Source organism: Pseudomonas sp. UC 17F4, assembly GCF_900101695.1.
Lineage (GTDB): Bacteria > Pseudomonadota > Gammaproteobacteria > Pseudomonadales > Pseudomonadaceae > Aquipseudomonas.
Genome location: NZ_FNKV01000002.1, coordinates 103,260 through 122,691 on the forward strand (window position 1 = coordinate 103,260; position 19,432 = coordinate 122,691).

At 63.7% G+C, this 19,432-nt stretch carries 18 protein-coding genes and 1 tRNA gene; 8 read left to right on the forward strand and 11 right to left on the reverse strand.

Annotation, left to right across the window (positions count from 1 at the left end):
* Window positions 1-10: 10 nt before the first annotated feature.
* Window positions 11-457 carry a CreA family protein gene (locus BLR26_RS25720; protein ID WP_093388208.1) on the forward strand — a complete coding sequence of 149 codons (447 nt, stop codon included), beginning with the start codon at window positions 11-13 and terminating at the stop codon, window positions 455-457.
* Window positions 458-562: 105 nt separating this feature from the next.
* On the opposite strand, the gene mksF is transcribed toward BLR26_RS25720, so the two are convergent.
* The 3 genes from mksF to mksB are packed head-to-tail and all read right to left on the reverse strand — an operon-like array spanning window position 563 to window position 5,362.
* On the reverse strand, window positions 563-3,397 hold the full coding sequence (mksF, locus tag BLR26_RS25725) for an Mks condensin complex protein MksF (protein ID WP_093387898.1): 2,835 nt from the start codon (window positions 3,395-3,397) through the stop codon (window positions 563-565).
* Window positions 3,394-4,095: an Mks condensin complex protein MksE gene (mksE, locus tag BLR26_RS25730; RefSeq protein WP_010225708.1), complete on the reverse strand. Its 702-nt coding sequence runs from the start codon at window positions 4,093-4,095 to the stop codon at window positions 3,394-3,396. The genes mksF and mksE overlap by 4 nt, the downstream gene beginning before the upstream one ends.
* Entirely contained in the window at window positions 4,085-5,362 is a 1,278-nt protein-coding gene (mksB, locus tag BLR26_RS25735; protein ID WP_045195947.1) for an Mks condensin complex protein MksB, read from the reverse strand. Before mksB ends, mksE begins: the two co-directional genes overlap by 11 nt.
* Window positions 5,363-5,542: 180 nt before the next feature.
* On the opposite strand from mksB, the gene BLR26_RS25740 reads away from it, so the two are divergent.
* The gene (locus BLR26_RS25740) at window positions 5,543-6,337 is read left to right on the forward strand and encodes a hypothetical protein (protein ID WP_045195949.1); all 795 of its coding nucleotides are present in this window, start codon (window positions 5,543-5,545) and stop codon (window positions 6,335-6,337) included.
* The gene (gene rimI / locus BLR26_RS25745; protein WP_093387901.1) at window positions 6,330-6,782 is read left to right on the forward strand and encodes a ribosomal protein S18-alanine N-acetyltransferase; all 453 of its coding nucleotides are present in this window, start codon (window positions 6,330-6,332) and stop codon (window positions 6,780-6,782) included. The genes BLR26_RS25740 and rimI overlap by 8 nt, the downstream gene beginning before the upstream one ends.
* Window positions 6,783-6,786: 4 nt before the next feature.
* On the opposite strand, the gene BLR26_RS25750 is transcribed toward rimI, so the two are convergent.
* On the reverse strand, window positions 6,787-7,110 hold the full coding sequence (locus BLR26_RS25750; protein ID WP_045195953.1) for a hypothetical protein: 324 nt from the start codon (window positions 7,108-7,110) through the stop codon (window positions 6,787-6,789).
* A gap of 120 nt (window positions 7,111-7,230) precedes the next feature.
* Between BLR26_RS25750 and can the strand changes: the two genes are divergently transcribed.
* Window positions 7,231-7,869, forward strand: a complete 639-nt coding sequence (gene can / locus BLR26_RS25755) for a carbonate dehydratase (RefSeq protein ID WP_038614773.1) — start codon at window positions 7,231-7,233, stop codon at window positions 7,867-7,869.
* Between the two features lie 42 nt (window positions 7,870-7,911).
* Here the strand turns inward: can and BLR26_RS25760 are convergent, their stop codons facing one another.
* Window positions 7,912-9,051, reverse strand: coding sequence for a hypothetical protein (locus BLR26_RS25760; protein ID WP_093387904.1), 1,140 nt, complete (start codon window positions 9,049-9,051; stop codon window positions 7,912-7,914).
* An 88-nt stretch (window positions 9,052-9,139) separates the two neighbouring features.
* Here BLR26_RS25760 and BLR26_RS25765 point away from each other — a divergent pair, with 88 nt between their 5' ends.
* A complete protein-coding gene (locus tag BLR26_RS25765; RefSeq protein WP_093387907.1) occupies window positions 9,140-9,757 on the forward strand; it encodes a D-Ala-D-Ala carboxypeptidase family metallohydrolase in 618 nt (205 codons plus the stop codon).
* On the opposite strand, the gene BLR26_RS25770 is transcribed toward BLR26_RS25765, so the two are convergent.
* Entirely contained in the window at window positions 9,745-10,623 is an 879-nt protein-coding gene (locus BLR26_RS25770; protein WP_093387910.1) for a LysR substrate-binding domain-containing protein, read from the reverse strand. The genes BLR26_RS25765 and BLR26_RS25770 overlap by 13 nt on opposite strands.
* A 123-nt stretch (window positions 10,624-10,746) precedes the next feature.
* Between BLR26_RS25770 and BLR26_RS25775 the strand changes: the two genes are divergently transcribed.
* Window positions 10,747-11,361, forward strand: coding sequence for a LysE family translocator (locus BLR26_RS25775; protein ID WP_045195958.1), 615 nt, complete (start codon window positions 10,747-10,749; stop codon window positions 11,359-11,361).
* A 66-nt stretch (window positions 11,362-11,427) separates the two neighbouring features.
* Here BLR26_RS25775 and BLR26_RS25780 read toward each other — a convergent pair.
* The 4 genes from BLR26_RS25780 to BLR26_RS25795 all read right to left on the reverse strand — a co-directional run bounded on the left by BLR26_RS25780 (window position 11,428) and on the right by BLR26_RS25795 (window position 15,575).
* Window positions 11,428-11,504: transfer RNA gene (locus tag BLR26_RS25780), tRNA-Met, on the reverse strand.
* 93 nt (window positions 11,505-11,597) lie between these two features.
* On the reverse strand, window positions 11,598-14,012 hold the full coding sequence (locus BLR26_RS25785) for a TonB-dependent siderophore receptor (protein ID WP_093387913.1): 2,415 nt from the start codon (window positions 14,010-14,012) through the stop codon (window positions 11,598-11,600).
* Window positions 14,013-14,115: 103 nt separating this feature from the next.
* Window positions 14,116-15,057: a FecR family protein gene (locus tag BLR26_RS25790; protein WP_093387916.1), complete on the reverse strand. Its 942-nt coding sequence runs from the start codon at window positions 15,055-15,057 to the stop codon at window positions 14,116-14,118.
* Window positions 15,054-15,575 (reverse strand): RNA polymerase sigma factor, encoded by a 522-nt coding sequence (locus BLR26_RS25795; RefSeq protein ID WP_093387919.1) that lies wholly within the window; start codon window positions 15,573-15,575, stop codon window positions 15,054-15,056. Before BLR26_RS25795 ends, BLR26_RS25790 begins: the two co-directional genes overlap by 4 nt.
* Before the next feature lie 174 nt (window positions 15,576-15,749).
* Here BLR26_RS25795 and BLR26_RS25800 point away from each other — a divergent pair, with 174 nt between their 5' ends.
* Both BLR26_RS25800 and BLR26_RS25805 read left to right on the forward strand, forming a co-directional pair.
* Window positions 15,750-16,967, forward strand: coding sequence for an MFS transporter (locus tag BLR26_RS25800; RefSeq protein ID WP_093387922.1), 1,218 nt, complete (start codon window positions 15,750-15,752; stop codon window positions 16,965-16,967).
* 345 nt (window positions 16,968-17,312) lie between these two features.
* Complete coding sequence (locus BLR26_RS25805; protein WP_093387925.1) at window positions 17,313-18,482, forward strand: MFS transporter; 1,170 nt, start codon at window positions 17,313-17,315, stop codon at window positions 18,480-18,482.
* Window positions 18,483-18,495: 13 nt separating this feature from the next.
* On the opposite strand, the gene ppk2 is transcribed toward BLR26_RS25805, so the two are convergent.
* Window positions 18,496-19,305 (reverse strand): polyphosphate kinase 2, encoded by an 810-nt coding sequence (gene ppk2 / locus BLR26_RS25810; RefSeq protein ID WP_045195966.1) that lies wholly within the window; start codon window positions 19,303-19,305, stop codon window positions 18,496-18,498.
* Between the last annotated feature and the right edge of the window lie 127 nt (window positions 19,306-19,432).

The window sequence follows — 19,432 nt, forward strand, 5'->3', positions numbered from 1 at the left end:
GTTCAAAGGGATGATTGCAGCGGCGCTGCTGGCGTTGCCGGTAATGGCATCGGCCGAGGAGATTGGCCAGGTATCGACGGTGTTCAAGATCGTCGGGCCGAATGACCGCATCGTTGTCGAGGCGTTTGATGACCCCAAGGTCGAGGGCGTGACCTGCTATCTGTCACGGGCCAAGACTGGCGGACTGAAAGGTGGCCTGGGCCTGGCTGAAGACCGCGCCGAGGCGTCGATCGCCTGCCGTCAGGTCGGGCCGATTCGCTTCAAGGAGCAGCTCAAGGACGGTGACGAGGTGTTCAAGGAGCGCACCTCGCTGGTGTTCAAGACCATGCAGGTGGTGCGTTTCCTCGACAAGAAGCGCAATACCCTGGTCTACCTGGTGTACTCCGACCGGATCATCGAAGGCAGCCCGCAGAATGCGGTGACGGCGATTCCGATCCTGCCGTGGGCCCAGCAGTAACACCGGGTTGAGTTCATCGCGGGGCAAGTCGGGTCGCCGCACCGCCGCTCCCACTGGACCGGTGGGAGCGGCGGTGCGGCGACCCGACTTGCCCCGCGATTAGTTTCAGGCTGAAGCTTCTTCCTCTTCTTCTTTGCGCACTACCGCCTTCTCCACATCCCGGCGGCTGATGTACTTCCAGTCTGCCTCGTCGATATAGATGCCGTTCGGCCCGCTGCCGCCTTCCAGGTCGATGGCGACATGCGCCGAAACCTGCGGCTTGACGCTCGCCAGAATCGGTACGAAGCCCAGCTGCAAGCTGGTTTCCAGCAGCGCTGCCTGGTTGCGTTCGTCGATGTCGGCCGCTTCGTCCAGGTAGTACGGCAGGCGCACGCGACCGGCCAGGTCGCGGTCCATCAGGTGCAGCAACAAGTACATGTTGGTCAGCGCCTTGATGGTCATGGTGGTGCCGTTGGACGCCGCACCGTCGATGTCGGTGTGGATCACCGGCTGGCCACCGACCTTGGTGATCTCGAAGGCCAGTTCGAACAGGTCCTTGAGGCCCAGCTGGTTGTGGTTGGCCGCGACCAGGCGCGCCAGGTATTCCTTGGCCTCTTCGTTCTTGTTGTCCTGCTCGGCGCTGGCGCTGAGGTCGAACACCGACAGGGTCTCGCCTTCCTCGTACTGGCCGGCGCTGTGGATGATCTGGTCGATGTGCTTGAGCGCTTCCTTGTTTGGTGCCAAAACGATGCGGAAGCTCTGCAGGTTGGAGACCTGGCGCTTGTTGATCTCGCGGTTGAACAGCGCCAGCTGGTGCTCGAGGCTGTCGTAGTCGCTGCGGATGTTGCGCAGGGTCCGGGCGATGTCGGTGACTGCAGCGCGGCGCGCCTTGCCCAGGGTCAGGGCCTCTTCGGTACGGTGCGAGTAGGCGTTGATCAGCAATTGCAGGCGGCGCTCCATGTCGTCTTCGCTGTCGAATTTGGCCACGCCCTTGAGGCGTACCTGGGCATACAGCGCCTCGATCTGGCCATCGACCCGCAGCAGGCCCTGCCAGCTGTCCTGGTAGTCGTTGAGCAGCGGCAGCAGGTTGTCCATGCTGTCGTCGACCGGTTCCATGAACGGCGTGCCGAACGGCAGGTCGGCGGGTAGCAGCTGGCGGCGACGCAGGGCGTCGTCGAGGGTGCGCTGCTTGGCTTCCATGTCGGCGATCTGCCGGCCGACCAGTTGCAGCTTGGCCGACAGCTGCTGGACGCGTTCGGTGAAGGCGTCGCTGGAGCGCTTGAGCTCGTCCTGGGCCGCTTCCATCTGCGCCAGTTGCTCGAGCTTGTCGCCTTCCTCGGCGGACAGTGTCTCGCTGCGGCGGAAGTCTTCCAGGGCCTTTTGTGCATCCAGCACCTGTTGGTACAGGGCTTCGGTCTGGGTCTTGCTCGCGGCGCGGTCGGCGGCTACCGCCTGCTGGGTCTTGAGCTGCTTGAGTTCTTTTTCCAGGCGTTCTTTCTGGTCGCGCAGGGCGGCGCGGTCGGCCAGGGCCTGCAGGGCAGGCGGCTCGATGTGCGAGAGGTCGATGGACAGCCCCGGGGCTTCGAAGCGTTCGCCCTTGAAGCCGTCGAGTACCGCTTCCAGGGATTTGACCCAGACATCGCTGTCGTCCAGCTCGATGCCGCGCTCGCCCAGCGGCAGGCTGAACAGCGCACCATTGAACAGGCGCATCAGGCGCTCGACGTCCTGCTGCGAGAACTCTTCGCGCAGGCGCGCGTAGCTGTTGTTGTCGGCGTGGTCGAGCTGCTGTTTGACTGACTTCAGGCGTTTTTCCAGCTCGCGCAGACGCTCTTCGAGGTCTTCGGCGCTGAACTGGCGCGACTGCGCCAGGGCACCGGCCAGTTCGTCGTGGGCGTCCTTGGCGGCCAGCAGTTGCTGTTCCAGGACCTTGACGTCATCGACCAGGGCGAAGCGATGCTTGAGCACCGACAACTCGCCGAGCCAGCGCTGCACGCCAGTGATCTCGCGCTCCAGGCGCATCAGTTCCTGGGTGCCGCCACGCTGGTCGTTCTGCAGGCTGTCCTGTTCGTTCTTGTAGTGCTCGGCCTGGATCACCAGCTCTTCTTTGCGCGCGCTGGCATAGTCCTGCCAGGTGCCGAGCAGCGAGTCGAGCAGTGGCGACAGGCGATGCAGCTTGCCGCGCAGGACGTCGCGCTGGGCTACGCCATTGGCCAGGGCCTCGACCAGCGGGCCGGCGGCGACCAGCGAGTTGTAGTCCTGCTCCATGCGCCGTACGTCGCGGAAGGCTTCTTCGCAGGCGGCGATGTAGTCGACGCTGCCCGAACGCAGGCTGTGCTCGAAGGCGTCGAGGAACAGCTGCTTGAGCTTGGCCGCGGTGATCTCGCGCATGTGCAGCAGGTTGATGAACAGTGCGCGGAAGGTCTTCAGGCTCTGCTCGCTGGTGGAGCGCAGCGGGATCAGGGTCAGGTCCAGCGGGATCGAGGTGTGGCCGCCGACCAGCAGGCGGCGCAGCTCGTCAGGCTTGAGCTCGTAGGCTTTGAGGCCGTTGCGCTCAAGGTTGCTGAACAGCTCTTTCTGGCGCAGGCAGGTGTCGTTCTTCTGGTAGTGGGCCAGGTCCAGTTCGCCGGCATAGGCGAAGAACTGGTGACCGAAACCGCCACCCGGGCCGCGGCCGACCACGCCGATCACGTGCGGGCCGTGGGGCAGGTTGACTTCGCAGAGGATGTAGCTGGTGTCGGTGGCAAAGTAGAAGCGGCGCGACTGCTCGAGGCTGTACTTGCCGAAGCTCATGTCCGACATGCGTGCCAGGATCGGGAACTGCAAGGCGTTGATCGAGGCACTCTTGCCCAGGTTGTTGGCACCGTAGACCGACAGCGGGTGTTCCAGGGGGAACAGGCCGAGGCTGTAGCCGGCGGTGTTGAGCAGTGCGAAGCGGCGAATGCCGTAGCGTTCCTGGCTCATGCGTCAATCTCCTGTTGCTCTTGCGCTATGGCTCGGGCCAGGGCGTCTTCTTCGCTTTCTTCGAACGGGCTGAGGTCCAGCGGGTCGTCGGTACGGTTGAGTTCTTCCGGGCTCTCTTCCTCGACCAGCACCGGCGTTGGCAGCGGCAGGGCGCTGTGCAGGCTGGCAGCCAGGTCGCGGTCCTGCTGGACCGACAGGCAGACGTCGAGGAAACGGTGCATCGGCGGCAGGAAGCGGTAGATGCCGTTCTCTTCGTGGGCAAAGCCGAGCTGGGTCATGCGGCGCATGATCTTCTCTTCCAGCTCGTCGGGGGTCTGTACTTCGGCCTGGATGAACAGGTCGCGGTATTTTTCCAGCAGCGAAGGCAGCTCGTCGCGGCCCAGGCTGCCGCCGTCGAGCACCGACATCGGGTCGCGGCCCTGGTCAGCCAGGTGCTCGACCAGGATGAAGGTGAACAGCGACAGGCGCTGGGCAGTCTTGTTGACCTGGGCCGCGGCCAAGTCCGGGACGAAGTAGTAGAAGCCGCGGGTGTCGCACACCAGTTCAAAGCCCAGGGCCTTGAACAGGCCGCGGTACTGGTCCTGGAAATTCGACAGTTGGGCGTACAGCTCCGGGTCGCGGCGGCTGATGTGAAAGCCCTTGAACAGCTCGCGGAAGATCGGTGCGAGCTGGGACAGTTCGGAAAGATCAAGATGCATGGGCAGGGCTCGCAGTTGGCTCAGGCGATGGTTCGCGGCTCGATGTCAGAGCGAAGGAACGCAGGCTGACCAGGTGTTCGCGGGTGGTGTATTCGCGGCGCTCGAGGCGCGCGCGGGTAAAGCGTTTTTCCCGCGACAGGCGCGAGAACCAGTACAGCAGCTCGTCGGTGGCGCCTTCGGGCTCCTGGTCGAGCAGCCAGACCATCAGGTCCGGCAGCGGCAGGGCGTCTTCGCAGCGCTCGAGCATTTCCTTGACCGTACGCGGCGCACGCGGGGCATCGCCCTTGTGGCTCTTGTGGGCCTTGGGAAACTGCGCAGGCTTGGGCTCGAAGCGGGCCAGGGCATAGACGTAGGCTTCGACCTGGCTGGCGCTGCCGAGGAAGGTGCTCTGCGGGCGGGTGAACAGCGGCATGGCCGCCTGCGGCACGGCGTCCAGGCCTTTGCGGCGGATTACCGACAGGGCCAGGGCGGCGCCGCGGGTCACGGCGTTGTGCCGGCGCGCTTCTTCACGCAGCGGCAGCAGCAGTTCACGAGCGTGGCGCAGGGTCAGCTGGGCGCTGGTCTGCATCTCGAGGATGCGCGCGTGGGTGCGCAGGAGCATGTCGTCGTCGACCAGATGGCCAAGGCGGGCCTGCTCGCCGAGCAGGCGCAGCAGCACGGTCTCGACCTTGCGCACGCCCTGCTCGAAGGCGCCATCGGCGTTGACCAGCTGGATCATCGGTTCGACGTATTCGTCCCAGGTCGCCAGGACTTCGGCGTAACGCTGGCGCAGGGGGATCTGCCGGTCGCTGGTCTTAGCGCGTTCGGCCACGGCGACCAGCGCCTGTTCGTCGTTGTCGAGCTTCTTCAGTACATCGCGCACGCGCATGTCGAGCAGGCGCAGCTGGCGCGCCAGGTCATTGCCGTCGCGAATCTCGAAGGCGTCCTGGATGTGCCCGGCCAGGCGCTCGAGGTGGCGCAGGTAGGCTTCGATCTCCAGGCACAGGCCCAGGCGGTGCTCGCGACGCAGGTAAGCGAGAAAGTCGTGGATCTGGGCGTTGAGCTCGAAACGGTTCGGGCTTTTTGCCACCGGCACCAGGATATCCAGGCGGATCCACACGTCGAGCAGGCTGGTGATGTCCTGGGGCGTGCTCTCCAGCTGCTGGGTGGCCAGTTGCTGGCGCAGTTCGGCCAGGCTCAGGGTGCCCCCGTCGAAGCGCTCGCACAACGGCTCGAGCAGGGCCCAGTGTTCGGCTAGGGCGCGCAGGACGCGCTTGGGTTCGATCATTGGCGGGTCGACTCGTTGCCAAATAAAAGCGCTGATTGTACTGCATCAGACGCCTGTCGATTCACCCCCTTGATCGCTTCAAGCTGCTGTCGGGCGGTTTTCTGCCGATCAACAGCGGCGCCGAGCGGCGAACAACGTTAGAATATCGGCCCTGACTTATCCACAGATGGCCGATCCTTCTTGTTAATCGAGTCCCGCCGCCGCGCTTATCTCAACGCCATGCAAGTGGTGCACTGGCTGCCGCGTGCCGAACTGCCGTTCGCCGCGCCGTCGCGCCCGCAGCTGTTGTTGCCGGTGGCGGCACTCGAGGAACCGGCGTTCGAGCCGCAGGAGCAGGCACCTGCCCCCGCCAGCGTTGCGCCGAGCGCGCCGCTGGTGCGTTCTGGCGAGCGCCCGAAGATCGAGATCCCGCGCCCCGGCAGTACGCCGAAAGTGACGGCCAAGGCGGTGGACGAAGCCGAAAAGCCCGTGGTTGCCAGGCCTGCGCCGGTACCACCGCCACGCTTTGCCCTGCAACTGCTGCGTGCCGGCAACTGCCTGCTGCTGGTCGAGCTTGCCACCGGCGAGCCGTTCCAGAGCCGCGACCCGTCCTACTTGCTGCTCAAGGACATGCTGCGCGCCGCCGGCCTGCCGGACAGCCCGCAGATCATCGGCGAGCCGGTGCGCTGGCCGTTGCTGGTGCGCGGCAACCTTGACCAGGGCCCGCAGGCCGCGACCGATTTCGTCCAGGGCTTTATTCAGGCCCGGCTTGAAGAGGCGCCGTGCGTCTGTCTGTGGCTGATTGGCCTGCCTGCCGTGCGCTTTGCCGGTGAGGCCGACGCCGAAGCTTATTACCGCGAGTTGCCGGTTGAAGGCCTGGGCGCTGCCTGGGCCTTGCCGGGGCTCGAACTGTTGATGGACGAGCCGCAGCGCAAGGCGCACGTCTGGCAAGCCATGCGCCGGCTGATGGCGCGCTGGAAACCAAGCAATGAGTGACACAATCAGCTTTCGCCGGATGACCGAGGCGGATCTGGATGCCGTACTGAAGATCGAATACGCCGCCTTCAGCCACCCCTGGACCCGCGGGATTTTCCTCGACGGGCTCAAGTCCTATGAAATCTGGCTGATGTTCGAAGGCGAGCAACAGGTCGGCCACGGCGTGATCAACGTGATCATCGACGAGGCGCACCTGCTCAACATTACCGTCAAGCCGGAAAGCCAGGGCAGGGGCCTGGGCCTGCGCCTGCTGGAAGAGCTGATGAAGCGCGCCTACGCGAGCAACGGTCGCGAGTGCTTCCTCGAAGTGCGCGCCAGCAACCAGTCGGCCTACCGCCTGTACGAGCGCTACGGCTTCAATGAAATCGGCCGCCGGCGTGACTACTACCCGGTTGCCGGCGGTCGCGAAGACGCCCTGGTCATGGCCTGCACCCTGTTCGAGTAACGGCTCAGGGTTCGCGCTTGCCGTCCAGCGGATCGCGCCGGGCCAGTTCCGCTTCATCCAGGCCGTTGCCGCCGCCGATGTCATCTTCGTCGACTACGCTCAAATCCCAGTCTGCCGGGTGATCCGCACCGGCTTCGCCGGGCGAGCGGGCGCCGTCTTCAGGGATCAGGGTTTCTGGCTCGAGGTCGTCGTCGGTTGGGTCGAAACCGGCATCGACATTGGGGGTATCCTTGTCAAAGTGCAGTTCTTCAACCGAGCCCATGCGGTCTTCGTCGGTGTCGATCGGGGCGGGTTGCGGGGCGTGCAGCGGGCGGTGTTCCTGGCTCATGGTCGATCCTCCTGCGGGTGGGCGTATGCGGTGGACCTGACGGTTGGCCGAAGATTCAAAGGCGTGACCTGAACGGGCCGGCGCCTGTCACAAGATGCGCACCAACCATGAGGCTTGAACATGCACGATCTACAAGAACTGATTGATAACAACGCGCGCTGGGCCGATGCGATCAAGCAGGAAGATCCGGATTTCTTCGCCAAACTCGCGCGTCAGCAGACTCCGGAATTCCTCTGGATCGGCTGCTCGGACGCCCGGGTTCCGGCCAACGAGATCGTCGGCATGTTGCCGGGCGATCTGTTCGTTCATCGCAATGTCGCCAACGTGGTGCTGCACACCGACCTCAACTGCCTGTCGGTGATCCAGTACGCGGTGGACGTGCTCAAGGTCAAGCATATCCTGGTCACCGGCCACTACGGTTGCGGCGGGGTACGGGCCTCGATGCAGGATCGCCAATTGGGCCTGATCGACGGCTGGCTGCGTTCGATTCGCGACCTGTACTACGAGAACCGCGTGGAGCTGGCCAAGCTTGCGACCGAGGAAGAGCGGGTGGACCGCCTGTGCGAGCTGAACGTGATCCAGCAGGTGGCCAATGTCGGCCATACCACCATCGTCCAGAATGCCTGGCACCGTGGCCAGAGCCTGTCGGTGCATGGTTGCATCTATGGCATCAAGGATGGCCGCTGGAAGAGCCTGAACGCGACCATCAGCGGCCTCGACCAGTTGCCGCCGCAGTACCGCTTGCGTCCGCAGGACTGAGTCAATCGCGGGGCAAGTCGGGTCGCCGCGATTGGCTTCACCTCAAGACTTCTGCAAATCACGCAACGTCCGCGTCACCGCCCCGGTATTGCACTTGGCCCCAGCCTGCTCCGGGGTCATGTTGCGAATGCTGCGAAAATACAGCTCGCAGGTCTGCTTCTTCGCCGTCACCTGCCACTTCTGAGTACAGGCCCCCAGCGTTGCCTTGGCATCCGCCGCCGGGTTGCGGCCCATGCCCGCCTGCCAGCAGGCAGCGCTCAAATCCTGGCCCATCATCTTCAGGCCGGCCTGATCGGCCTTGTCCTGGTCGCCGCCATAGTTGGTTTTATCTGCCGCATACCAGATTGCGCTCGGGTGATTGGCGCCCAGCACCGGCACCTTTTGCCCAGGCGTCGGGCTGATGCTGGCCAGGCCCAGTACATAGAGCCTGGGTCCGTACTGCTGCTCGATCCAGCTGCGCACCGGCGAGCCGAAGGCAACCATCGGCAAGGCGGCGCCGTTGCCGGTTCGGGTCATCTCTTTGACCATTTGCAGCTGATAATCCTTGAAGTAGCCATACACGCCCTCCAGGTCTTTGCCGGCGCTGGCTGGCGCGGCGATCGGGGCGATGTCGACGATGGTCTGGTAGGCCGGGGTCTGCTCGGCAGGAATGCCGTTGAAGGTCAGCAGCGTGGCCCAGCGGTCGGTGGTGTTGGAACGCAGGTAGTCCTGGGCCTGGGTCAGCGAGTAGTCCGGTGGAAAATGCAGCAGCTCGATGCTGCGGCGCTTTTCCAGGGCCATGCCCAGGGGCAGGAACAGGTTCCAGTTGTAGGCCCACTTGCCTTCGCGGTTGAGCCGGGTGGCGCCCTGGTAGGCCAGCTCGCCGGTGTCGAGCAGCGCTTGCAGGGGCTTGCTGTAGTCGCTCGGTACGCCCTGGATGTCGGCATGTAGTGTGTCGTTGTCGCGCTTGACCTTTACCGTCGCCGCGGCGTAACCGTCGCGTTGCACGCTCTGGGTCAGGTAGTGCTCCACGGTTTGCTCAAGGGTCCAGTTGCGAAAGCAGATGACGTTGCAGTTGTTGGGGTAGGCAAACAGCCGGGTCACCCGTTCCTGGCTGCCCAGGTCGATGCGGGCATCAGCCAGGGCGGCGCTGCTCAGGGTCATGGCGGCCAGGGCGAAGGTCAGTGGAGCAGTCGTGTGCATGCTTAACTCCTTGTTAGTTCTTCCCCGCAGTCGGGAGGGTTGCCATACTGGAGGAATTTCCCGGGGGTTGGGAAGGGGGAGCAGGCTGATGAAAACGTGGTGCAAGGCCGGGATCGGTGCAGGACTTTTACTGACAGCGCTCGCTGCCCGGCAGGCGCAGGCTGACGAGCGTGACCTGTACCTGTTTGCTCAGTGGGCGGGCGATCATCAGACCCGGCCCTTTCGTGAAATGCTGGTGGATGCACGCCTGTATGGCGTGGTGCCTATCCACCAATTGCTGCGCTCGGCCAGTGACTGGCGTTTGTGCAAGGCCGAGCCGTTTGCGCTTGCGCCCGCGGCGCAGTGGCCGGCAGTACGTTCGACCCTACTGCTGCTAAAGACCCTGGGCGAGCAGGGCGTGCTCAAACGCTATGAAGTGGTTTCGGCCTACCGCGACCCGGTGCTCAACCGCTGCGCCGGTGGCGCCGTGGCCAGCGCCCATACCCGCGCCTTTGCGGTCGACCTGCTGCTACCGGCCTGGGCCGACCCGAACCCGCTGTGCAGCTTCTGGCAGGCCCATGGCAAGGACTGGAACATGGGCCTGGGGCGTTACCCGTCGGGGCGCATTCACATCGACACGGCGGGCTACCGCACCTGGGGTGGCGACTTCAGTGCCGGCTCCTCCTTCTGTGCGCCGGCTACCGCCAACAAGGCTCAGTCAAGGTGAGCGAGGCAGGCCTGTGACTGGCCGATCACCCACTCGGCGAAGCAGCGGCTTTTGTCGTCGTCGAGCAGCGCCCGGGGGCTGAGCAGGTAGTAGGCTGACTGGTCCTGGATAAAGCCGCGCGGCGCCTGCAACTGGCCGCTGTCGATTTCATCCTGGACCATCAGGCGCGAGGCCATGGCCACGCCCAGCCCGGCTGCCGCCGCCTGAATGCACAGGTAGAAGTGCTCGTAGTCGGCGCGGCTGCTTCCCTTGGCCGACTCCCCGCTATGACGCAACCAGGTAGCCCAGGCGTTGGGGCGCGAAGCGCTGTGCAGCAGGCGTTGTCCGGCCAGGCCGTGTTCGGGAAAGTTATGGGTGGCACTGCACACCGGGCCAACCCATTCGTCGCAGATCTTCAGTGCGTGCAGATTGGCGTCCCAGCGAAAGTCATCGCGGCGCAGGGCCAGATCGACGCCGCTGCGGGCAAAATCGATCGGCCCGCCAGCCGCCACCAGGTGCAGGTGAATGTCCGGGTGGGCGGCATGAAAGGCCGGCAGCCGTGGGATCAGCCAGCGCATGGCGATGGTTGGCTCGCACGACAGCACCAGCACGTTCTCCCGCGCCTGTTGCTGCAGGCGGTACACCGCGCCTTCAAGCTGCTCGAACACCGACAGCGTGGTGCCGTGCAGGGCGCGGCCGGCGGCGGTGAGGAAGATCGCCCGGTTGCGCCGCTCGAACAGTTGCACCCCCAGCGTTTCTTCCAGCAGGCGCACCTGTCGGCTCACCGCACCGTGGGTGACATTGAGCAGCTCGGCGGCGCGCACAAAGCTCTGGGTTTGCGCGGCAACGTCGAAATAGCGAAAGGCGGACAGCGCAGGCAGTTTCATATCTGTGAGAAAAACTAGCGGATTTGCCTCACTATAAATCGCTTTTGGCCTTACCCGAAGCTTTCGATAATGGCGGCGTGCAGAGCTATCTGTGCATTGTCCTAGCAGATCGAGGAGCTTTACGTGAATGAACTCATAGCCGTTGCCCTGTTTACCGTGCTGGCGGTGATCAGCCCGGGCGCCGACTTTGCCATGGTGACCCGCAGCAGCTACGCCTTTGGCCGCCGCGCCGGCCTGGCGGCGGCAATGGGCATCGCCCTGGGGGTGCAGGTGCATGTGCTGTACACGGTGCTGGGCATCGCGGTGATCATCAGCCAGAGCCCGGCGCTGTTTTTGGCGATGAAGGTGCTGGGGGCGGGGTACCTGATTTATCTGGGCTACAAGTCGCTGACCAACACTACGCGGATTTCCCTGGATGGCACCAGCGCCAGTCAGCTCGGCGTGCTGGCGGCATTTCGTTCGGGCTTTCTGACCAACGCCCTGAACCCCAAGACCATGCTCTTTGTGGTCAGTGCCTATACCCAGGTGGTGCAGCCGGGCAGTTCGCTGGCGGTCAACTTCGGCTATGGCGCGTTCATGTCGCTCGCCCACTGGTTGTGGTTCAGCCTGGTAGCGGTGTTTTTCTCAAGCGTGGTGTTGCGCCGGGCCATGCTCGAGCGCCAGCGTCTGGTTGACCGGGTGATTGGTGTGGCCTTGATCGGCCTGGGGCTGGCGGTAGTGTTCGCCAATGTGCGCTAAGCGGGCAGGGTAAAAATCGCAGGCAAGAAAAAAGGGCTTACCTTGCGGTAAGCCCTTTTTAGTACTTGGTGGCTACACAGGGACTTGAACCCCGGACCCCAGCATTATGAATGCTATGCTCTAACCAACTGAGCTATGTAGCCAAGTGGCGCGCATTATTCGCCTGAAACGGATTTGTGTCAACACTCTTTTTCAAAAAAATTAACGCGCGATCAACCGCTTAGCCGTAAACCGGCTCAGAAGTCGTATTTGAACGTGGTCATCAGGTTACGCGGCGCCCCGTAGTTGCCGTACGACGACGCCATCGAGTAGTACTCGCGGTCGAAGACGTTGTTGAGGTTGACCGTGGCGCTGAGGTTTTCGCTGATGTTGTAGCGCGCCATCAGGTTGACCAGCGCGTAGCTGCCCTGGTCGAAGCTGTGCAGGTCGGTGCCGACCTTGCTTTGCCAGTTGACCCCGCCACCCACGGTGACTTTGTCGAGCATGCCCGGCAGGCGGTAGCTGGTGAAGGTCTTGAGGCTGTGGCGCGGATACACGGTGGCAATGCGCTCATCCTGGTTGTCGGTGGTCAGGGTGTAGGTGTAGCCCGCCGACGCCTGCCAGCCTTCGGCCAGCTCGCCATTGAGCTCCATTTCCAGGCCTTTGGAGGTGGTGTCCTGCTTGGCGTCGTAGACGTTGTCGTGCACCCAGATCGCCAGGTTGTCCTGTTCGAGCTTGAACAGCGCCAGGCTGGAGTTCAGCCTGCCATCAAAATGACTGCCCTTGACGCCCAGCTCGTAGCCGACGCCTTGCATCGGGTCGAGCGGCTTGTTGTTCTCGTCGGTGACCCAGGAGGCTTGCGGGTTGAAGATTTTGGTGTAGCTGGCGTACAGCGCCCAGGTTTCATCAAGGTCGTAGACCACCCCGGCATAAGGGATGAACACACCGGTCTCTTTACGGTTGACCTCGGTCTTCTCACCGCCGTACGGGCGGTCCTCGGTGTCACGCTTCCAGTCGATGACCCGGCTGCCGAGAATCAGGTTGAGATCGTCGGTCAGGTGCAGGCGCGAGGTGAGGTAGGCGGCGTACTGGGTTTCTTCCATTGACGATTTGCCACTGATGGTCCAGTCCGGCTTGGGCTGCTTGCCGTCCCAGTCGAAGATGTTCTCCACCGACGCACCTGGCGTTGCGTTGTAGTCGTAGCGCCAGCCGCCCCAGCTCGGTACGTTTTCGTTGTACTTGGACAGGGTTACGCCGCCGATCAGTTCGTGTTCGCGGCCGAACAGGCTGAACGGGCCGGTCAGGTACAGGTCCAGGTTGTCCTGGCGCGGGGTGCCGGAAAAGCGGACCGGCAACTGGCTCAGGCCGCTGCCGTCGGGCTGCAGCTCGCCCATGAGAAAGCCGAACACTTCGTCGAACTTGTTTTCGGAATGGCTGTACTCGATCTTGCCGCTCCAGCCGTTGCCCAGTTGCTGCTCCACCGAGGCGAAATAGCTGGTCTGTTCGTGGTCGTTGTACGACCAGTCCGGAGCCATGTTGATCGAGCGCTTGAGATTGCTGCGCTCACCCGTGCTGAAGCGGGTTGGCAGGCCGGTGCGCAGCGGCGAGTCGACGTCGGTGCGCTGGTAGCTGAAGCCCATGGTCAGCAGGGTATCTTCGCTCAGGTCGAACTCGGTGATGCCATACAGCAGCTGGCTCTCCAGCTTGTAACGGTCGACCCAGGCGCCTTCAGTCTTGTAGTCGGCAACCAGGCGGCCGCGCACATTGCCGCTTTCGGTCAGCGGCCCGGAAACATCGAAGCCGGTGCCATAGCGGTCCCAGGTGCCGGCCGAGCCGGTGACGCTGGCCTGGCCCTCGGCGGTCGGGCGCTTGCGGATCAGGTTGATGGTCGCCGACGGGTTGCCCATGCCGCTGATCAGGCCGCTGGCGCCGCGGACGATCTCGATGCGGTCGTACATCGCCATGCTCTGGGTGTAGTTGTCCATCCGCGTGACGGTCGGCACGCCGTCGACCTCGTAGTTCTGGATGACGAAGCCGCGCGAGTAGTAGCTGTCGGTCTCGGCGCCCAGGCCGTCGCGCACGACGATCACCCCGGGGGTCGCTTCGAGGGCATCGCTGAGATTGGTCAGGCGCTGGTCATCCAGGCGCTGGCGAGTCATGACGGTCAGCGACTGCGGGGTTTCCTGTGGGGTGAGGTTGAGCCGCGTCGAGCTACTGGACGAGTAGGTGGTGTAAAGCCCGGTGCCTTCAGTGGTCGAGCCCGGGGCCTTGCCGGAAATGCTCATGGCATCCAGTTGCAGGGCGCTGCCCAGTTCCATCGGTAAATCGATGACAAAGCTGCTGGCGTTGGGTTGGCTCAGGCGTGCGCTGCTGCCGGCAGTCAGGGCCTGCAGTGCCTGGGTCGGGCTCATGCGGCCCTTGACCCCCGGCGACGAGCGCCCGGCCAGCTGGTTGGCGTCGTAGATCACCTGCAGCCCGCTTTGGGCGCTGAACTGGTCCAGGGCATCGGCCAAGGCTTGCGCGGGGATGTTGAAATCTAGCGCCTGGGCCTGGGTCTGGGCAGACTCGGCGGCCTGCAGCGGCAGGCCCAGGGTTGTGGAAAACAGGCTGGCGGCAAGGATGGCGCGGGCCAGTGGCTGACGGCTGAATCGGAAATCGCGTGGGTACTGCATGTGTCCTCCCCCAGAGAATACAAACGATAATGCTTCTTATGTGGAGGTGTGACGCAGCAGCAAAGACAATTACCGAATGCCTGGGAAATATATTTTCACCGGCTTAGCGGACGATGATCCATTGCCCGGCCAGGTTGCTCACGTTGAGGTTCTGAGTGCGCGCCAGGGCATCGATGGCAGTGGCGGCCTGGTCGAGGTTAAAGCTGCCACTGACCGGGCGCCGGCCGACCTGTTCATCGATGTACAGCAGGCGGCTGCCCTGGTACTCGGCAAGCTGTTCGAGCACCCGGCGCAAGGGCACCTCACGCACCCGCAACTGCCCCTCGCGCCAGGCCAGCAGGCGTTCGGCATCGACCTTCTCGACCTGGTCCAGGCGGCTGGCGCTGAGCGTCACACGTTCACCAGGGGCGAGCATGCGTTTGTCGCCGGCGCTGCTGACCTCGACCTTGCCTTTGAGCAGCACCACTTCATCGTGATCGCGGCCGCGGCTGACCGAGAAGCGCGTACCCAGCACCTGTACCTGGGCCTCGTCGACATCGACCACGAAGGGCCGGCCATCGTGGGTCACTTCAATGAACATCTGCCCTTGCACCAGGCGCAGCGTGCGCACCGGCCCGCGCAGGTCGATATCGACGGCGCTGGCACTGTCGAGGGTCAGCCGTGAGCCATCGGCCAGCTGGATCTGCCGGCGTTCGCCAACCGCGGTGGCGACATCGCTGTTCAAGCGCTGCAGCAATGGCAACTGCAACATCACCAGGCCGCTGATCAGCAGGATGCTCGCCGCCACCGCCCAGCCCCCCCAGGAGCGTGGGGCCGTACCCCGTTTGACCTTGTGCAGGCGACGCGCGGGCATCTCCAGTTGTTGCCAGAACAGCTCGACCTCGGCAAAGGTGCGGGCATTCTCGGGGTCCAGGCGCCAGCGTTCAAAGGCCTGGCGTTGCTCCCGCGGAACATCGTGGGCGCGCAGCCGGGTAAACCAGTCCAGGGCTTGCTGTTCGCGGTCGCCAGGCTCGTTCGGATGGGCAGAATTTGGCGATGGGTTCATGGCTGGTCAGTCTTGTTTCGGTTATGCAGGGCAGCCGCGGCGCAATGGCTCAGGGCTTTGTTCAAATGACGCTCGACCGCACGCGGGTCGAGTCCCAGGCGCGCGCCGATGTCCTTGTAGCTCAATTGCTCGACCCGGGCGAGTAAAAATACCTCGCGGGTCGGCGAGGGCAGGCCGTCGATCAGGCGTTCAAGATGGTCAAGGGTATTTCCGGCCACGGCACTGCGCTCGGGTGAGGTTTCGTTGAGCAGATGCTCCAGCGCCTGCTCGTCATTGAGCCCACGTACCTGGTTGCGCCGAGCATGGTCGATGCTCAGATTGTTGGCGATGCGGTACAGAAAGGCCCGCAGGTTGCCAACCTCGCCACGCTCGCTGTGCATCAGCCGCACAAAGGCATCCTGGAGCAGGTCGCGGGCGGTTTCCCGGCAGCGCACGCGGCGGGTCAGGAAGGCCAGCAGTTCACTGCGGTGATGCTGATAGAGCAGCGACAGGCTGCGGTTGTCCTGGTCGTCGGACATGGCGTATGCGGGCCTCGAATAGGCAGGCAGTGGAGTCTGTAAAAACGCAGCCGATGCTAACGTTATTGAGAATTATTAACAAGCACGTCAAAAGCACGTTGGTCGAAAAGAATAGTGCGCTTGCTAACGATTTCTGGATAATTGGATCCCGCCCCCCGGATGGAAGCTTTTGTCATGGCTGTGAGCACTGCCTCGTCAACGTCACCCGCCAGCACCGCAACTGCCCAGAGCAGCCCGCTGGTGATGCGTATCATCGCCGCCTGTGCCCTGGCGCACCTGATCAACGACCTGATCCAGGCCGTGCTGCCGTCGATCTATCCGCTGCTCAAGGCCAACTACGGCCTGACCTTTACCCAGATCGGGCTGATCACCCTGACCTTCCAGATCACCGCGTCGCTGCTGCAGCCCTGGGTCGGCTTTTACACCGACCGCAAGCCGATGCCGAACCTGTTGCCGCTGGGCACCCTGTGCACCCTGGTGGGGATCGTCATGCTTGCGTTTGTCGGCAGCTTCCCGATGATTCTGCTGGCGGCGGCGCTGGTGGGCATCGGTTCGTCGACCTTCCACCCGGAAACCTCGCGTATCGCCCGGCTGGCCTCCGGTGGGCGCTTTGGCCTGGCGCAGTCGACCTTCCAGGTCGGCGGCAATGCTGGCTCCGCCTTCGGGCCCTTGCTGGCGGCGGCGATCATCATCCCCTTCGGCCAGGGCAATGTGGCCTGGTTCGGCCTGTTCGCGGTCTGCGCCGTGCTGGTCACCTACGGCCTGAGCCGCTGGTACAAGGAACACCTCAACCTGTTCAAGGCCAAGCAGGGCCAGCGCGCCACCCATGGCCTTTCCCGCCAGCGGGTGATCGGCGCTCTGGTGGTGCTGGGGCTGCTGGTGTTCTCCAAGTACTTCTACATGTCCAGCCTCACCAGCTACTTCACCTTCTACCTGATCGAGAAGTTCGACCTGTCGGTGGCCAGCTCGCAGCTGTACCTGTTCCTGTTCCTCGGCGCGGTAGCGGCCGGGACCTTCTTTGGCGGCCCGATCGGTGACCGCATCGGGCGCAAGGCGGTGATCTGGTTCTCGATCCTCGGCGTTGCGCCGTTCACCCTGATGCTGCCTTATGCCGACCTGTTCTGGACCAGCGTGCTCAGCGTGATCATCGGCTTCATTCTCGCCTCGGCATTCTCGGCCATCGTCGTCTACGCCCAGGAGCTGGTGCCGGGTAACGTCGGCATGATCGCCGGGATCTTCTTCGGCCTGATGTTCGGTTTTGGCGGCATCGGCGCGGCGGCGCTGGGTTATCTGGCCGACCTCAAGGGCATCGAGTACGTCTACAGCCTGTGCTCGTTCCTGCCGCTGTTCGGCCTGCTGGCAATCCTGCTGCCGTCCACCGGCAAGCGCTGAAGGCTCAAGGACGGGCTATTGACGGGTGGCACGGGTTCTCCTAGAGTGCCGCCCATCCTTTACGGTGTAACCGACGTATGAGCCGCTTCAGCCACACATTCGCGCATCGCCAGCCGGTCGTCCTGACCCGCTGCTGCGACTGGCCGAGCGATACCGTCCTCAAGCGTCGGCGCAGTGTGCTGTTCGCCTTTACCTTCTCGCCTCACCGCCCCACCTCCTGACCTGGCAGCTGCATGCCCGGCGTTCTGCCGTGGCTGGCGCGCCTGTATGCAAATCTTATTACGGTCATGTATGCGCCTGCGCAGGTGCGATGTGGTGCTTTGCGCCGGTGAGTTCGGAGTGGTGATGAATACGCGTTTGTTGCTGGGCTTGTTGTTTGCGGTTTCGGTAGTCGGTTTCAGCCTCGGGGCGAGTTTGCCATTGGTGTCGCTGCGTTTGCTCGACGCAGGTGCCAGTACCTTGCAGATCGGTATCGTCTCGGCGATTCCGGCGGCGGGGATGATGCTCTCGGCGTTCATGGTCGATGCCTGCTGCCGGCACCTGACCCGGCGCACCATCTACCTGCTGTGTTTCGGCCTGTGCACCTTGAGCATCGGCCTGCTCGAATGGGGCTTTTCCTCGCTCTACCTGCTTGCCCTGTTGCGCCTGGCGCTGGGGATCGGCATGGGCATTGCCATCATTCTCGGCGAGTCGTGGGTCAACGAGCTGAGCCCGGAACACAACCGCGGCAAGATCATGGCCCTGTACGCCACCGCCTTTACCGGCTTCCAGATGCTCGGCCCGGCGATGCTGGCGCTGCTCGGCGCGCAGAGCACCTGGGTGACCACGGTGGTGACAGGTTGCTATGGCCTGGCGCTGCTGTGCATCGTGCTGACGGTGCCCAATGACCACGTCGAGCATGGCGAGGAGGGCGGCAAGAGCTTTTCCCTGGCGGGCTTTTTCCGCGTGGCGCCGGCCTTGTGCATGGGCGTGCTGTTCTTCTCGTTCTTCGATGCGGTGATCCTTTCGCTGCTGCCGGTGTATGCCACCAACCATGCCTACGCCGTGGGCGTCGCAGCGTTGATGGTGACGGTGATTCTTACCGGCGACATGCTCTTCCAGTTGCCGATCGGCTGGTTGGCCGACCGCTGCGAGCGCACCACCGTACACCTGGTGTGCGGTGTGGTGGCGATGCTGATCGGCCTGGCGCTGCCATGGCTGATCGGTATGCAATGGCTGCTGTGGCCGGCCTTGGTGGTGCTCGGCGCGGTGGCCGGTGGGGTCTATACCCTGGCGTTGGTGCTGATCGGCCAGCAGTTCAAGGGCCAGGACCTGGTCACTGCCAACGCCAGCGTCGGCCTGCTCTGGGGTGTCGGCAGCCTGCTCGGGCCGCTGCTCAGTGGTGCGGCCATGGACGTCGCTCCCCATGGCCTGCCGATGGCGCTGACGGCGATGGCCGCGCTGTTCGTGGTATTCGCCCGCAGCGCCCGGCGCCGGGCCTTCCGCGCCCAGCGTGCCGGGCAGGGTGCTGCCTAGCACGCATGGCGCTTCAGAAGCGCTCAGGCACCATGCGCGAGGTGTAGCGGGTGCTTTTGTAGCGGCCGATCTTGCCGCGCTTGGGCAGCTCGATCTTCTGTTTGTGGGTGATGTCCTCGTAGGGCACCTGCTTGAGAAAGTGGCTGATGATGTTCAGGCGCACCCGCCGCTTGTCTTCGGAAACCGCCACATACCACGGGGCCCAGGAGGTATCGGAGGCGGCGAACATGTCATCCCGTGCGCGGGTGTAGTCGTCCCAGCGGGTGAAGGACTTGAGGTCCATCGGCGTCAGCTTCCAGATCTTGCGCCCGTCGGTAATGCGCTCCTTAAGGCGCCGCTCCTGCTCTTGAGGACTGACTTCCAGCCAGTACTTGACCAGCACGATGCCGGACTCGACCAGCATCTTCTCGAACGATGGCACCACTGACAGGAACTTGCTGGACTGCTCTTCGGTACAAAAGCCCATCACCCGCTCGACGCCGGCGCGGTTGTACCAGCTGCGGTCGAAGATCACCACTTCGCCGGCCGAGGGCATGTGCTGTATGTAGCGCTGGGCGTACATCTGGCTTTTTTCCCGTTCGGTCGGTGCTGGCAGCGCCACCACGCGAAACACCCGCGGGCTGACGCGCTCGGTGATGGCCTTGATGGTGCCGCCCTTGCCGGCGCCGTCGCGGCCTTCGAAGACAATACATACCTTCAAACCCTTGGCCACCACCCACTGCTGCAACTTGACCAGCTCGATGTGCAGGGCCTTGAGGGCTTGCTCGTATTCTTTACGGGGGAGGCGTTCGCTGCTGTCTTGCTTTTCCTTTTTCTTAGCCATGCGCCGATACCTGATCTGTGGACAAGAGCCGTTTGAATGCGGCTTTGAGTATAGATCCAGGTATTGGCTCGCGTTTGCTCATGGCGCAGGCAAAGAAAAACCCCTTGAGGCATGACCTCAAGGGGTT